The 1,777-nt window shown below is 63.3% G+C and carries 1 protein-coding gene; it reads right to left on the bottom strand.

The window, feature by feature from the left end; translation table 11 throughout:
* Positions 1-1,777, bottom strand: a 1,777-nt coding sequence (locus R2855_20090) for an AAA family ATPase (GenBank protein MEZ4533307.1), incomplete at both ends; no start/stop codon positions are given.

Genomic DNA, 1,777 nt, shown 5'->3' with positions numbered 1-1,777 from the left:
ATGTTTGGCCCCACGAGCTCGGGCGGCGCATCAGCGATCGGGATGGCGAGCTCTTTCGCGCGCGCATGCTGGCCGAGCCCAAAGCTCGCCGTCGCGATATGCACATCGACCTTGGGCAGAATCGTCGGATCGGGGAGGGGCGCCAGTCGTTCCCGTGCGCCGTGACAAAGCTCGATCGATCGGTCGTACTGGCCCATGTCTTCTGCCACGATACCCATTGCCAGCAGTGCAAACCCTGCTGCCCAATCGAGCCCAACTGAATCCATCGTGGCGAGCATCGATTCGAATCGCCTGACCCCAGCCTCCTGCCGGTTTGGCAGCTGCACCAGCAAGACGCCAAACGAGTGGTCGATGCGCGCGCGCACAACTGCCGACAATTGCGACGGATCGTATCGGCCATCGACCCGTTCCATCGCACGCAGGCCATCGAGCCGTTGCCCGGAGAAGTAGTAGTACCAACCGAGCGAGGACGCGAAGACAGCAGCCATTGCGGGGTCGGTTTCACTGAGGAAATCGAGGGCGGCACGCAGATTGTCGTCATCGAGCGCGAGCGTGCCGAGCCAATGCCATCCCAGAACGGGTAAGCCGGTTGGCTTCCAGGTTGCCTCCGCTCTTGATCGGAACCAGGTCGCGTGCCGCAGCGCCGTTTGTTGTGTTGCTCCGCGAGCCACCAGCGCTTCGGCTGCGAACTGCCGGATTGCGCGGAAGAGTCGAAATCGTGGTTCGGACTCGCTGGGTTCGATACGCTGCACGAGTCCCAGGTCGACGAGCGCCTCGAGCAGGTCGAGGATGCGATCACGATCGATACGCGGCTCGATGATGTCGATCTCACATGGGTCGATGTAGAACGACGGTTGAAAGTGAATCGGCGCATCTCCCACCACCGCTTCTGCCGCTTCGAGGGCGAAGCTTCCGGCAAAGACCGAGAGGCGCTCGAAGAGCAGCGCTTCATCGGGTGGCAGGAGTCCGACGCTCCAGGCAATCGCAGATTGAAGCGTTCTATGCCGGTCTGGCGCGTCACGGGGCCCGGCGCTGAGCAATCCAAGGGGTGTTGCCAGGCGCGTGAGCAACGCTTCCGGAGAGAGTATGTTGCTGCGTGCCGCAGCCAGTTCGATGGCGAGCGGCAGGCCGTCCAATTGGCGGCAGACCTCTGCAACCGCCACGGCATTGCTTGCGGTGAGCTCGAAGGACGGTCGCACCGTTTGCGCGCGCCGCACGAACAGCTCGATCGAGGGAATCGTTGCAATCGCGGCCAGTTCTTCCTCGGTCAGTGGTCGAGCGCTGGATCGTTCGGCCACGCGGAGCGGTTGCACCGGGTAGACCCGCTCGCCCGAAACATTCAGCGGCGCCTGGCTGGTGATCAGGGCGCGAACCCCGGAAGCTCCCATCAGGCACGCGTTGAGCGCCGGAGCAGCCTCGCGTAACTGCTCGAAGTTGTCGATGACCAGGAGCATCGAGCGATCTGAGACGAAACCTGAGAATCGCTTGGCCGCATGGTCGCCGTCAGGGAGTCCGATCGCACGAAGGAGCACAGGCAGCACGGCATCGCTATCGGTGAGTGCCGAGAGATCGATGAAGACCACGCCGTCCGTGAAACGATCCGCCACGTGCTGCGCGACGGCAATTGCCAAGCGCGTCTTGCCGACACCTGCGGTCCCGGTCAATGTGAGGATCGGTCCGGATTCGGACCAGAGTAGCTGCTCGATGGCAGCGATTTCGGCCTCCCGCCCGACCAGCGACGTGAATGGCCGGGGAAGCGCCGAACGAGATGGAGCAG

Source organism: Thermomicrobiales bacterium (genome assembly GCA_041390825.1).
Taxonomy (GTDB): domain Bacteria; phylum Chloroflexota; class Chloroflexia; order Thermomicrobiales; family UBA6265; genus JAMLHN01.
Note: the sequence above shows the minus strand (reverse complement) of the source record. Positions and strands in the feature narration are given on the sequence as shown.